Source organism: Geminocystis sp. NIES-3709 (assembly GCF_001548115.1).
GTDB lineage: Bacteria > Cyanobacteriota > Cyanobacteriia > Cyanobacteriales > Cyanobacteriaceae > Geminocystis.
The window spans coordinates 2,243,517-2,256,912 of record NZ_AP014821.1 but is presented as its reverse complement, the minus strand read 5'-3'; the positions used below and the strand labels follow the sequence as shown (position 1 = coordinate 2,256,912).

Genomic DNA, 13,396 nt, shown 5'->3' with positions numbered 1-13,396 from the left:
AAAATGCTTACAATCTACTGAACATCCATGAATTTTCATATCTCTAATATACTTCAACTTTTCTTTATTAAATTTAATCAATTATTTCGTTAAGGAAAAGTATATACATTTATAATATGTATATAAGAATGATATGTAACTATTTACATTGCATATTAAATGACCAAATTCCTTCGGAGTATAGCGTTCTTCTAAAATCATTGTAACTCAAAGATCTGAAACAGGGTAAGACCTATATACTTTCAGTCATCTGAGTAAGGAGATAGTAATATCAAATGAAGACATAGAGGATAAAGGAGGTTAAAGGAAGCGAAAGCCGTCATCTCGCAAGATAAAGGGAATAAATAACCAATTTATGTCAATATTCTGGGGAAAAAATGAAAAAATTATCTATAATCACTAATGTATTAACTATATTTACAATAATAAGTTATGGTTTTTTTGAAAAAGTAAACATAGTTACTTCTGTAAGTGCGATCGAACCATTAACACAAGAACAAGGTTTGACGGACAGATCAAAGTTAAGTATCAATGGGATAGGAAAAATTAGAGTGGGAATGACAGTTGCAGAGGCAAATAAGACAGCTAATACTAAGTTAGTACAAACTAAGAGTGGAGGAGAACCTTATTGCTTATATTTTCAACCACAAAATGCACCTAAAAATGTTAGTTTTATGGTCATAGAAGGACGTATCGCCAGAATTGACGTGAATAATTCTCAAATATCCACTATTAGTGGTGTAAGAATCGGCGATCGAGGTAGTAAAATTAAATCACTATATCCTCAACAAATTCAAGTAACTCCTCATCATTACGTTGCTAAAGGAGGCTATTACTATACTTTTATACCTAAAGATAAGGCTGATCAAAACTATCGTGTTGTTTTTGAAGTAATTAACGATCGAGTGACAACCATGCGTTCAGGAAAACTTCCTGAAGTTGAATTCATTGAACATTGCTTATAATTTTGCTCCGTGTTAAAAATTTTTGACGGAAATAAGGGATAAAATAATCTAATTATTAATTATGTATATTGAATGAGTAGCAATTTCGGAACATTATTTAGAATATCTACCTTCGGAGAATCCCATGGAGGAGGAGTTGGTGTGGTTATCGATGGATGTCCTCCCCTCATCGAAATCTCAGAGGAAGAAATCCAAGTTGAGTTAAATCGTCGTAAACCGGGGCAAAGCAAAATTACCACTCCTCGCAATGAGTCAGATTTATGTGAAATCATATCGGGAGTATTTGAAGGTAAAACGTTAGGTACTCCTATCGCTATTTTAGTACGTAATAAAGACGCTCGATCGAAAGATTATGATGAAATGGCAGTAAAATATCGCCCTTCCCATGCTGATGCTACCTATGACGCTAAGTATGGCATTCGTAACTGGCAAGGTGGCGGACGTTCTTCTGCAAGGGAAACCATCGGTAGAGTAGCCGCAGGTGCGATCGCCAAAAAACTCCTTCATCAAATGGCTGGAGTAGAAATTATTGCCTATGTGAAGCGTATTAAAGACTTAGAAGCAGTGGTGAATCAAGATACTGTTACCCTCGAACAAGTAGAAAGTAATATTGTTAGATGTCCTGACGAACAATGTGCTCAAAAAATGATCGATTTAATCGATGAAATTCGTAAAGAAAAAGACTCTCTTGGTGGTGTGGTAGAGTGTGTTGTTAGAAACGTGCCGAAAGGATTAGGTGAGCCTGTTTTTGACAAACTAGAAGCAGATTTAGCCAAGGCAATTATGTCATTACCAGCTACGAAAGGCTTTGAAATCGGTTCAGGTTTTCATGGTACAACTCTTACGGGTAGTCAGCACAATGACGAATTTTATGTCGATGAACAAGGAAACACTCGTACTAAAACCAATCGATCAGGCGGCATTCAAGGAGGCATCAGTAACGGCGAAAATATTGTTCTAAGAGCCGCTTTTAAGCCCACAGCGACGATCGGAAAGGAGCAAAATACCGTTAGTAAGGAAGGAGAAGAAACCACCTTGGCGGCCAAGGGAAGACATGATCCCTGCGTATTGCCTAGAGCCGTACCAATGGTAGAATCGATGATTGCCCTTGTTTTATGTGATCACCTTTTAAGACATCATGCTCAATGTGAGTTGTTAGTTAACCAAGGGTAAACCATAAAATTATCGGTAAAGAGAGGGAAAGTAATAAAAATTGAGTTTAGACGATTATTTACTCAATTCCCCCTAATATAATAGCATTCCTAAATCATTTGTGAGAATTTTAGATACTTTTAATTAAAGGGATTAGCTATTCGCTGTTAGCCTTTTTCCCATTAAAGAATAAGTAATCAATTACTAACTAATGTTGGGCAGACATTTAACTTCACAATAGCTGATAACTAATTACTAATTGGTAATTGCTGAATGCTAATTAAACATAATTATTTCTCACGACTCCGATAGGATTGCTATAGACTTAAAAGGGGAAATGTTTAGTCAAAAAGAGCTTTAACGAAACATAATACTTACTGAACTATCCTCATGAATTCTCCAGATGGTTTCTCCAAGTAAGTTTGCTACTGATAATACTTTTAATTGAGGAAAATAATTATCAAGAGGAATAGGAATAGTATTAGTAACTATTACTTCTTCAAAAACATCACTGGAAAGACGAGACACGGCAGGACCTGAAAAAACTGCATGAGTAGCACAAGCATAAATTTTGTTGGCACCTTCTTTTTTCAAAAGTCTTGCACCTTCTAATAAAGTTCCTGCTGTATCAATCATGTCATCGACTAAAACGGCATTTTTGCCTTTGACGTCACCAATTACATTCATTACTTCTGCAACATTATGAGCTTGACGACGTTTGTCAATGATAGCAAGAGGAGCATCATTTAACTTCTTAGCAAAGGCTCTCGCTCTAGCAACTCCGCCCACATCAGGAGAAACTACCACTAAGTCTTCAATGTTTTTATGTTGGAGATAGTCAAGAATTACGGGTGAGCCATAAACGTGATCTAATGGAATGTCAAAATAGCCTTGAATTTGAGCAGAATGCAAGTCCATAGCTAAAACTCGATGCGCACCAGCTTTGGTGATCAAATTAGCAACTAATTTGGCGGAAATGGACTCTCTCCCCGCTGTTTTTCGATCGGCTCTAGCATAGGAGTAATAAGGTATCACGGCGGTGATTTGCCGTGCTGAGGCTCGACGACAGGCATCGATCATGATCAGGAGTTCCATTAGATTGTCATTGACGGGATTGCAACAGGGTTGAATTAAATAAACATCACAACCTCTAATAGATTCTTGGATTTGGACGTATAGTTCACCGTCAGCAAATCTTTTGCGAATCATAGGACCTAAATCCATACCTAGATAACGAGCGACTTCAGTGGCTAAACCGATATTTGCGGACCCTGAAAATAATCTTAAACGATTAGTGTCCGATACTTGTTGTAACATCGGACTGAGTGTTAAAGTGGCGGAATGACTCACGGCAAATTCTTCAACCCCTTGATATTAAGTACTAATTTACTGATATTTTTACCCTTTTATTGCATAGGATATTTTACTTTAATATTATACTCTACAATATAAGTTGACTTTTGGTTTATTTTAATTTATTTAATTTTTTTTGTAGTATTTATTTTTTTTATGAAAACTTTATTAATTGCTGGAACAGATACGGATGCAGGAAAAACGATGATTACTACGGCTTTGAGAGCTTATTATCAAATATATTTTCCCTCCGTAAAAACTGCTTTAATGAAGTTGTTACAAACAGGAATAGAAGGAGATGAAAAATTTTATCAACGATTTTTTGATGATGTAATTATTCCTTTGCATTTTAATACTCCTGTTGCTCCTCCTATTGCGGCAGATTTAGAAAATAAATCGATCGATCTGGCTATTATTTGGCAAAATTTGCTTAAGCTACAAAAGTCATCTGATTTAGTTTTTGTGGAGGCTTTAGGGGGATTAGGATCACCGATTACCCATGAACTGACGATCGCCGATTTGGCTGGTAGTTGGCGTTTGGATACTATCCTAGTAGTTCCTGTAAAGTTGGGATCGATCGCCCATACCGTAGCTAATGTTGCTTTAGCTAGACATCATAAAATTAAACTGAACGGTATTATTTTTAACTGTGTTAATCCTTGTACAGAAAATGAAATTAAGCATTGGACACCAAAAGAATTAATTGAATCTCTAACCCAAGTTCCTGTATTAGGATATTTTCCTTATTTAAAAAGTATTGATAGTTTGTCGAATTTAGCTGAAGTTATAGCTCAGAATATAGCTATAGTAATTGACAATAAAGTTTCATAAAGTCTTGATTAAAGTCAAACTCCAATAAATTAAATACTTTGATAAGTATTTAACCTAACGGTACTTAAACTAAAAATATTAAACTATGAGTCTCAAATCGTTATAAATCAAAGATTTTACATCGATGCCAAAGGCACGCAGAGCGCACGATAACTTTTCCTTTTATACCAAGAGTTTCAGCCGTTTTTATGGCTTTTACCTAAATCCGTTACTCTGACTGTATTTGAAGCTATTTTTGCACCAAAATTTTTCAAAGTACCGCTAAGAAAATTTGCTAGCATAAATAACAAAAACTTTTGCTTTCTATTGCTTCTATTTTCTCACTATAGAAAATTACTCTTTTACTTTATTTTCTAATTTTAACCGTTACTGTATAAATCTCATAAAATTGCTATAGTATCTTCACAAAACACTTTATTTTTAATACAAATATGAGTTTTTCCTCCGAACAATCACCAGAAGCAAAAAAAATAGAAGTATTATCTCTAAAAAGTCAAATTGCTGATTTAAGTAAATATAAGATCGCAATGGAAGCTCAAGAAAAACTATTTCGCTCAATTCTTATGATGGGTAATGTAGCCACAGGAAAACTAATGTTACGTTCTGTTATTCTTGAAATTACTGAACTTAGTAGGGAATTAGTACGAGCAAAAGATGCGAGTTTATTTATGTTAGATGATAAGGGAGTTATTACGGAAAGTATTTTAGCTCGTGGTCCAACAGTCAGGGAAGAAAAAGATTATTTAATAGGGGAAACTTTGGAAAAAGGTTTAGCCGGATGGGTTGCCCGTTATCGTCGTATGGCTTTAGTTAAAAACACCGATGAGGATGATCGTTGGTTCCATTTTTCTCGTCAACCATATAAAGTAGGTTCAGCTTTATGTCTTCCGTTTTTACGAGGTAGCTTATTATTAGGGATTTTGACTTTAACTCATCCTAAGCCAAAACATTTCACGGAAGAGATGGCAGATTTTATGATGATGTATTCTCCTTCTATTTCCATCGCCTTAGATTATGCCCGAATGTATTTATCTATTAACAGTAAATAAAATAGGAGTTAGAGCAGCCCTTTCAATAGGTACATGAATACTAAAAAGAAAGACTCTGATAGACTAAATTATAACTGTACTTTAGACTAAATGAGAAGGAAATCGCCAAAGAAAAGACTTTAAAGAAAATAGAGAGAAAATAAAAATAATCACAAATTCAATTTTCTCTCTATGAACAAATATAACAGACTTCAACAATTTCATCTTGATACTCATCAAATATTAGTCCAAAGTAAAGATGCCGCTTTTCAATTAATAGATAGTATTATGACTACTGAAAATGCCCGTAGTCTGGCAGAATTTTCTTTATCTCCTTTTTTTGATCGTCAACGATGCTCGTACTTATGAAGCCATGGAAGATTGTCGTCCCAATCCCAACAAATTGATGAAAAGATATATTCAAGAAATCCCAACTTTAGAATATTTTTTATTTGGCATAGATCATACTCCGTGGGAATGCCCTGATAGTCCCAGCATGAAAGACAGAACTTATCAATATTCTCATTCATCCCTCAATTCATCGGTAATAGGACAAGGATATAGCACTCTTGCATGGTTGCCTAGATCCTCAAGGTAGTTGGACATTACCTTTAAGACATCAAAGAAGGGAGCAAGTCAGTTATGCGAAACAAAAGTACTATTGACTGCTTAAAGACAATTATTGAGATATGCACATCTATGTTTGAGTACTTGAGCGATGTTTTCTTTGTTCCATTGTGCACCTGAAATTTTGAGTCGCCTATCTATTTGCTTTACCGTTGATTCTACCGCTCCTGAACCAATAGAACAAATTTGTTCTTCCTGATAATAACCGTAGTTATAGTTATTTAAAATAACACTGAGACAGTTAGTGATAGAATTAAAATCAACAAATATTCAGATTTTACTAATACTATAATGTATCATAATTTAGAATTGAGAGAAAAGGTTATTGACTATGTAGAGAATAAAGGTAGTGTAACTAAAGCAAGTAGAATTTTCGGGGTATCAAGAGCTTCAATATATCGCTGGTTAACCAGAGAAAATTTAAAACCAACTATCGTGAAATATCGACATCGCAAATTAAATTGGTCAGCATTATACCGTGATGTGATAGAAAATCCCGATGATAAATTAATTGAGAGAGCAAACAAGTTTGGAGTAACAGTTCCCGCTATATCTTATGCTTTTAAAAGAATGAAGATTACTAGAAAAAAAACAGTTACGCTATAGAGAGAGAAATAGTACAGAGAGAATAAAATACTTAATAACAATAAGAGAATTAGTAAAAAAACATGGCATCAAAAGTCTTGTATTTATTGACGAATCTGGGTTTGAAGAAAAAAGTAGTTGTATTTATGGATGGTCAAAAAAAGGGAAAAAAATTTATGGAAATAAGCAAGGAAAACGAGGAAAAAGAGAAAGTTTAGTAGCAGGAAGAAGAAAAAAAGAAAGAGACTTTATTGCACCAATGATTTTCAGGGGAAGTTTAAATGCAGAAAGTTTTGAAGTGTGGCTTGTAAAATATTTATTACCATCCCTGAAAGAATTTTCAATACTGATCATGGATAATGCACCAATTCATAGAAAAAATAAAATAAAAGAGTTAGTAGAAAATGCAGGGCATCAAGTGATATTTTTGCCAACTTATTCTCCTGACTTTAATGATATTGAACATGATTTTAGTGCATTAAAAAGGGCAAGAATGTATAGTAAAGAAGATATTAGTTTAGATGAAATAATCCGCAGTTATTGTGACAGTTAAGTGTCTCATTCTTATTTTTAATGACTATATCAGCCTTATCAGGAATAAAAACCGTAGCTATCGTCATGAATGCTCCCAGTTTTGAAAAGTCCACAGATATTGATTATTTAATGACCAATGAAACAGGGGAAAAAGTCAATGGAAATTGGATAGTAGAAACTTATACACAAAGAAATTGGATAGAAGTATTTTACCGTGAAATTAAGGGATGGTTAGGTTTATCAGAATACCAAGTCAGAAATAAAAGAAGTTTAATGAGACATTTTATATTGGTATTTTGCGCCTATACTTTTATTCAATGGCATCGTTTGACAGGGGGATTGAGAAGGCAATGGGGAAATAAACCCTTAAATACTTTTGCAGAGGCATTGGAAGCGTTTCGGACAGCAGTGTCTTTTCGTTTCTTTCAATGGTTAAAAGATAATGTGGAAGTGTTTAGCTTATATAAGTACCTAGGCAAAATTAATTGTATATTTTGAACCAAAGTTTATAAGAATATTTTCTACTCCTTTTACTAAATCTAAATAACTTTTATAACAGGAGTTCTCTAACCATTTATATTTCATAAATCTCCACAGTATTTCTATTTTGTTTAATTGTGGTGAATAGGGTGGTAGAAAGAATATTTTTAATCCTTTTTTTTCCCATTCTTCTTCTTTATTCCAGAATTTTTTATTTTGGTGAATCGAGGCATTATCCATTACTAATACTGTTTCCTTCTTTATTTTTTTACTCAAGTTATCTATACAAGCTATCACGACATCACTATTGATTGATGACTCAAATACATAGCTTTCTAACTCATTATTTTTTTTCATAAATCCTAACACATTTAATCTTTTACTTAGGCTACTTTCTCTTTCTATTTTTCTCCCTTTTTCTTGCCATCCATAAGGTAAACAAGGTACTAAACTAAATCCACTTTCATCACCATAATATATATCTATTTTTCCTTCATTTTCTGCTCTTTTTAGTTGCTCTAATTGTCTCTTTTTTTGTTGGTATAATTCAGGGCATACTTCCCCTTTTACCTTTTTCTTGAACCGATACCACCCCATGCCCTTTTTTTTTGCTAATCTTTTTATCGTATCTTTGCTTATTTTTATCTCCCACTCATTTTCTATTTTTTCTTGAACTATCTTTAAGGTTTTTGGATGAGATTTTATCCATTCTTTTACTTTTAATTCTTGTTGCTCATTTAAAGTTGATTTTCTTCCTCTTCCCTTCAAGCTATATAATCCATTTAAACCATTTTTTTCCCAATTATTAAGCCAATTATAAATTGTATTTCTACTAATATTTAATATTAACATTATTTGAGTAATTTTATAACCTTGATAACTTAACAAAATCGATTTTGCTCGATGTCTAACTTGATAGTATTTACTTTTTTGTTCAATAGTCTTTAATAACTGTTGTGTTTCTGGAGCTAATCTGGTAACAAATCGCATTTTTTATCCTTGATTTACTTATTTTTCATATTTTTAGCAGATTTTAAGCTACATTAATTATTTTTAAATATAAATAAAACTTTTGTATATTACTTTTTGATTTTATTAAATTTATTTTAATGTTATAATTATACAATTAATTCTGCCCACTTACTTAAAGCAAGTTTAGGGTTTATTTTGGCATAATTTTTGTCTAAGTACCGTTAGAACTATAACAAAATTGTCTTGGGAATTATAAAAAAGATTGTCAAAACTTGTATAAAACAATATTTAAACTGTTAATTTTTTATTTACAAGAAATAACTTAAATAATTAATTGATTTAACGTAAGATCCATTCTTCAAGATTATGAGTTGGCTTAACAACATTAAATAAATGTAAACCGAAATCTCTCGACAAATCCTCACAAACCTTAACCCCCCTAGTACTATTACCTTTTTTATCTAGCAATGGTGAAAAAGTTCCCACTCCTAATTTTCTCAGTGCTACAGCAGTAATGCCACCTCCGACCCCACTTTTAGCTGGTAAACCGACTCGATACGCCCATTCACCAGAAGCATCATACATACCGCAAGTGAGCATAACACTGATCACGTCTCGCACATATTCTTCAGCGATCGCTCTTTGTTTTGTGATAGGATTAATACCACCATTTGCTAAAGTTGCTGATAACATAGCTAAATCTCTAGCATTGACCATAATAGAACATTGTTGAAAATAAAGATCTAAGGTTTCATCAATTTTTTCGCTAACCATTCCAAAATTTAGCATTAGATATGCCATCGCTTTATTCCGAAAGCCTGTTCCTTTTTCTGATAAAAAGACTGGAACATTAATGTCATGATCTCTACCTGTGTAGCCCTTAAACATTTCAAGTAGTCGTTTTAATCGTTCAGTACTATTTTTGCCTTTGATTAAATCCGCAGTAGCGATCGCACCTGCATTAACCATAGGATTATAAGGGCGATTGGTTATTTCATCTAAAACGATCGAATTAAAAGCCTCTCCGGTAGGTTCGACACTAACTTTACAGTTGACATACTCTCGTCCGTGATCTTCCAACGCCAAGCCAAAGACAAAGGCTTTAGAAATAGATTGAACAGTAAACAATTGATCACAATTGCCCACCTCAAATAACTGTCCATCCACCGTTGCCACACAAATACCAAACCATTCTGGTTTTGCTAATGCTAATTCGGGAATATAATCCGCAATTTTACCATCATTGAGAGATTGATATTTTTGATGTAGCTCGTTCAAATAGTTCAAAAAAGGAGATGTTACAGGTGCGATCGAACTAACCGAAGACTGTAAATTTTCTGAATTAGCCATAATATTCCCCCGCCTCTCTAAATATTATCAAAGATGGTTTAAATGAAAAAAAAATCAAAGTGTTTTCCCATTGATTAAGAATAACTTTTTATCATCTTATTCCTCCGACAAACTCAGAAAACATTAAAGTAAAAATTGTTTGAATAACTAAAACCCTCATCGTAACTGTTAGCTTACAAACGAATAGACAAATATCCTCAAGCCAAGTTAAGCTAGTGCAAGATTATCTTAATAAATGTCTCGATCGACAATTTAACTTAATATTTTCTGTTATTCATATCAAAAAAATCACCATGGAAGAAAAAGAAATTCCAACTTTTCCCCCAGAAGGTGATGATAATACTTTCTCTATACCTCAAAATAATACTACTCCTTTCAAATATCAGAATTGATAAACTATATTCGTAATCTCAATAAATAGACAACCTTTTGAACTAAATTATGGATTTTGCGAAAAACCTTAATTGTTCACAGGTACTTTTTTTGTTATAATTGCAATTATTCTGAAAAAAACTATATTTTACAGATAACATAGTTCAAATAATCTTAATTAAAGATACTTGTTTGACTAGGACAATTATTTTCCAGTACTCCATGAATATAAAATACATATTCTCTTTTAGGCAGTATTACAAAAATAATCAAGGCTCACTTTCGATGGCTCAATTAAAAAGCAATAAATAATAAACTTACAATAATCACACTATAGAGTTTCTGCTCTAAAAACTTATATTTTTGCGAAATTTTTATTTGAGCTTATAGTATTTTGTTATCAAAAGAAGAACAAAAAGTGTAGAATTAATTGTGTAGAGCGGTTATTGCTCAAAATATAGATATTCTATACTCGATAACAATTTACAGTAAAGATTTTAACTAAACGCAAGTTGAGTTTGACGGTAAACTCCACACACAAGGCTGTTTACCTACTAAATGTATGGATACAAAATAAGTAAGGTTTATCAACTTTCTTATTGTGATAATAAACGATCGAAAAAGAAGAAATAGAGACTATAAATATTAATGCAAGATTTCAGACCATTTTTCCTAAGAATTTTCTCTAAAATAAAATCAATTTTAAACTTTAATTGACATTAATATACTAAAGTAATTTAATCATTCATAGAACCAAACAGAGCAAGATTAAATCCCTTTAATTTTATGAGTCTAACCCCCATAGATGATCGATCAAAATTTTATCTTCATAAGATAAATAGTCAATTTCATAGGAATCAATTGTTACTGAAAATCTGATAAAAGTTACAGCCTCTATTATTCTCAGAATATATCTAAAAGCTCGAATATTAATCAAATTACTATTAAATTTTTTTGGGGAAATTGAATGCCAAAACAAATAATTATTGCGGAAAAACATCATATTGCAGCAGTATTTGCTGAAGATCAAATTCAAGAATTAGTGGTTGCCACTGGCAATCAACAAGTGGGAGATATTTATTTAGGTACAGTAGAAAACGTCATTTCAGGAATAGATGCAGCTTTTGTTAATATAGGTGATGCGGAAAAAAATGGTTTTATTCATGTAACAGATTTAGGCCCTTTACGTCTTAGAAAAACTGCCGGAGCGATTACGGAATTATTATTTCCTCAACAAAAAGTATTAGTTCAAGTAATGAAAGAACCTACAGGTTCTAAAGGCCCTCGTTTAACAGGAAATATAAGTCTTCCCGGACGTTATCTAGTGTTAATGCCCTATGGCAAAGGAGTTAGTTTATCTCGTCGTATCAAAAATGAGAATGAACGTAACCGATTACGCGCTTTAGCTATTTTACTCAAACCTTCAGGAATGGGTTTGTTAGTACGTACAGAAGCAGAAAGCACTTCAGAAGAAGGAATTATCGAAGATTTAGATTTATTGAAGAAACAATGGGACAAAATACAACAAGAATCTAATTATATCAATGCTCCAGCTTTGCTAAATCGAGATGATGATTTCATACAAAGAGTATTACGGGATATGTACTCTGATGATGTTAACCGCATTGTAGTAGATTCGGAGGAGAGCGTCAAACGGGTTAAAAAACAGCTAACCAATTGGGGGGCAGGTCGTCATCCAGAAGGTGTTTTTATTAATGCTCATCAAGAAAATACACTGATTTTAGACTATTTTCGTGTTAATGCGGCGATCAAGGAAGCATTAAAGCCAAGGGTTGATTTACCTTCAGGGGGTTATATTATTATTGAGCCAACAGAGGCATTAACCGTAATTGATGTTAACTCTGGTTCTTTTACTCATTCGGCTACTTCTAGGGAGACAGTATTATGGACTAATTATGAAGCAGCGATCGAGATAGCCCGTCAATTGAAGTTGCGTAATATTGGCGGTGTGATTGTGGTAGATTTCATTGATATGGATTCTCGTCGAGATAAACTAAAACTATTAGAACATTTCGATCGAGTCTTAAAAACCGACAAAGCTAGACCTCAAATTGCTCAATTATCTGAGTTAGGATTGGTGGAATTAACCCGCAAACGTCAAGGTAAAAATATTTATGAATTATTTGGGCAACCTTGTTCTCATTGTAATGGCTTAGGGTTAGTTGCTCATTTGCCGGGTCATCACGAAGTGGATCCGTTACCATCTAATTATTATACCCCTATTATTGTCAATAAAACTCCTGATAAACCAATTATTGAGGAGAAAATTATCTTCTCTGATGATTATAGTAATGATGGTGATGATACAGAATTATTGGATAATGGTAGTTACCAAGATCAGGTAAATGGAGCAGTTCGTCGTCGTCGCCGTCGTCGGGAAACTCCTTTAAAAGAAGAACCAATGTTATTGGGCAATAATAATTTTACAGAGTCAGAAATTAAATCTGATCGTAGTTCGATCAGAGAACCAAATACCAACTCACGAGATCGAAAAGGACACAATGTATTACCTCGTCATGGTAATCGTGATGAGGCGAAATTAGAAAAAGTTGTTGTCGAAATGACGGAAACGGAACAAGAAGTTTATGCTTTAATGGGAGTCTCTCCGATACTCCGTTTAGGTCAGGAATTTAAAGATCCTAAATCTGTTGTAATTTATGTTAAATCTCCTGACGATAATTCTAATAATATTGATTTCGATAAATCTCAAGATAAAGAAAATTATTCAATAAATAATGATGAAGTTTCTGAGTATCCCTTATTAGATGCGATCGCTGATATGGTATCTCAAAATATTGATGAGGAAGACGAAACAATAATTTATAACAATTCCGCAATGTATGAGTACTCAGAAGATAAAGAAAATGAAATGACTATTTCCTTAGACTCAGATATGGAAGAATACGAAGAAGTTCCATCATATTCGATACCTGATATTGTATCTCAAGATACTGATAGTCAATTTCAAAATCTCATTGTAGAACCACAAACTATTACAGAGACTCTGATTAAAGAGGCTTTGGAAAGCGATCGTCCTGTGGTGCGTACCCGTCGTCGTCGTTCTTCAACCTCATCTATTGTCATGGATAATGAATAATTTTTGAAATTATATATAAACCCTGAATG

The 13,396-nt window shown here is 33.2% G+C and carries 9 protein-coding genes and 4 pseudogenes; 9 read left to right on the top strand and 4 right to left on the bottom strand.

Going from position 1 to position 13,396, the window contains the following annotated elements:
* Positions 1-377: 377 nt before the first annotated feature.
* Both GM3709_RS09615 and aroC read left to right on the top strand, forming a co-directional pair.
* The gene (locus tag GM3709_RS09615; protein ID WP_071828031.1) at positions 378-965 is read left to right on the top strand and encodes a hypothetical protein; all 588 of its coding nucleotides are present in this window, start codon (positions 378-380) and stop codon (positions 963-965) included.
* A 72-nt stretch (positions 966-1,037) separates the two neighbouring features.
* Entirely contained in the window at positions 1,038-2,138 is a 1,101-nt protein-coding gene (aroC, locus tag GM3709_RS09610; RefSeq protein ID WP_066118671.1) for a chorismate synthase, read from the top strand.
* Between the two features lie 336 nt (positions 2,139-2,474).
* Here the strand turns inward: aroC and GM3709_RS09605 are convergent, their stop codons facing one another.
* A complete protein-coding gene (locus tag GM3709_RS09605) occupies positions 2,475-3,467 on the bottom strand; it encodes a ribose-phosphate pyrophosphokinase (RefSeq protein ID WP_066118669.1) in 993 nt (330 codons plus the stop codon).
* Between the two features lie 159 nt (positions 3,468-3,626).
* Between GM3709_RS09605 and bioD the strand changes: the two genes are divergently transcribed.
* The 3 genes and pseudogenes from bioD to GM3709_RS21785 form a co-directional block, all read left to right on the top strand.
* A complete protein-coding gene (bioD, locus tag GM3709_RS09600; RefSeq protein WP_066118667.1) occupies positions 3,627-4,301 on the top strand; it encodes a dethiobiotin synthase in 675 nt (224 codons plus the stop codon).
* A gap of 431 nt (positions 4,302-4,732) precedes the next feature.
* Entirely contained in the window at positions 4,733-5,350 is a 618-nt protein-coding gene (locus tag GM3709_RS09595; protein WP_066118665.1) for a GAF domain-containing protein, read from the top strand.
* A 171-nt stretch (positions 5,351-5,521) separates the two neighbouring features.
* Positions 5,522-5,955, top strand: a pseudogene (locus GM3709_RS21785) (transposase); the annotation flags it as partial.
* Between the two features lie 43 nt (positions 5,956-5,998).
* On the opposite strand, the pseudogene GM3709_RS20125 reads toward GM3709_RS21785, so the two are convergent.
* A pseudogene (locus tag GM3709_RS20125) lies at positions 5,999-6,169 on the bottom strand (ISKra4 family transposase); the annotation flags it as partial.
* A 78-nt stretch (positions 6,170-6,247) separates the two neighbouring features.
* On the opposite strand from GM3709_RS20125, the pseudogene GM3709_RS19750 reads away from it, so the two are divergent.
* A pseudogene (locus tag GM3709_RS19750) lies at positions 6,248-7,094 on the top strand (IS630 family transposase).
* Positions 7,095-7,105: 11 nt separating this feature from the next.
* Positions 7,106-7,573, top strand: a pseudogene (locus GM3709_RS09580) (IS701 family transposase); the annotation flags it as partial.
* Here the strand turns inward: GM3709_RS09580 and GM3709_RS09575 are convergent.
* Both GM3709_RS09575 and glsA read right to left on the bottom strand, forming a co-directional pair.
* Positions 7,547-8,545, bottom strand: a complete 999-nt coding sequence (locus GM3709_RS09575) for an IS630 family transposase (protein ID WP_066118659.1) — start codon at positions 8,543-8,545, stop codon at positions 7,547-7,549. The pseudogene GM3709_RS09580 and the gene GM3709_RS09575 overlap by 27 nt on opposite strands.
* A gap of 321 nt (positions 8,546-8,866) precedes the next feature.
* A complete protein-coding gene (gene glsA / locus GM3709_RS09570) occupies positions 8,867-9,877 on the bottom strand; it encodes a glutaminase A (RefSeq protein WP_066118657.1) in 1,011 nt (336 codons plus the stop codon).
* 215 nt (positions 9,878-10,092) lie between these two features.
* Between glsA and GM3709_RS20455 the strand changes: the two genes are divergently transcribed.
* Positions 10,093-10,269 (top strand): hypothetical protein, encoded by a 177-nt coding sequence (locus GM3709_RS20455; protein WP_158506713.1) that lies wholly within the window; start codon positions 10,093-10,095, stop codon positions 10,267-10,269.
* A gap of 947 nt (positions 10,270-11,216) precedes the next feature.
* Positions 11,217-13,367 carry an Rne/Rng family ribonuclease gene (locus GM3709_RS09560; protein ID WP_066118653.1) on the top strand — a complete coding sequence of 717 codons (2,151 nt, stop codon included), beginning with the start codon at positions 11,217-11,219 and terminating at the stop codon, positions 13,365-13,367.
* Positions 13,368-13,396 lie beyond the last annotated feature (29 nt).